The organism is Neisseria sp. P0021.S006 (genome assembly GCF_051956895.1).
Window position 1 is genome coordinate 1 of the sequence record NZ_JBQCWZ010000647.1, and the last position, 763, is coordinate 763.

A 763-nucleotide genomic window follows, 5' to 3' on the forward strand; every position below is an offset into this window, starting at 1 on the left:
GCCAATGGCGTTCGATAATTTGGTGGAGTTTGGGCATACGCACGGCTTTTGAGGCGAAAATCAAACGATAATATAACACAAGCCCGCCCAGACAAGGCCGTCTGAACATGCAGCTTTGATAATATTAAAACAAAGGGCGCAAGTTTCATGAAAACGAATACAACGAATCGCTCTAAAACCCTTATAATTCAACTTTCCTAAATTTTTCCTGTTTCGCAATGTCCGAACTTTTCGCGCCCTCCTCCATTTCCGTATCCGAACTCAACGCCCTCGCCAAAGCCTTGCTGGAAGACCATCTTGCAGGCTTGTGGATTGCCGGTGAAGTATCCAACCTGACCCGTGCCGCCAGCGGACATTATTATTTCTCGCTCAAAGACAGCCGCGCGCAGGTGCGTTGCGCCATGTTTAAGGGTGCGGCCATGCGCTTGGCGAAGCCTTTGAAAGAAGGCGACCATATCGAAGTATCAGGGAAAATCAGTATTTACGAAGCGCGGGGCGAATTTCAGATTACCGTAAACGAAGTACGGCTCAAAGGCTTGGGGCAGCTTTACGAAGCCTATGAGCGATTGAAGGCGCAGTTACAGGCGGAAGGCGCGTTTGCGGCGGAACGCAAGAAACCTTTACCTGCCCGTCCGCAATGTATCGGCATCGTAACCAGTCTGGCGGCGGCGGCTTTGCGCGATGTCGTGACCACCTTAAACCGCCGCGCACCCGAAATCCCCGTTATCGTTTATCCGACGCCCGTACAAGGCACAGGCAGCGA

General features: G+C 51.9%; 1 protein-coding gene. It reads left to right on the forward strand.

The annotated features are described in order from the left end of the window. Window positions 1-218 precede the first annotated feature (218 nt). Window positions 219-763, forward strand: a 545-nt coding sequence (xseA, locus tag ACTHUM_RS16240) for an exodeoxyribonuclease VII large subunit (protein WP_440403455.1), incomplete at its 3' end; no start/stop codon positions are given.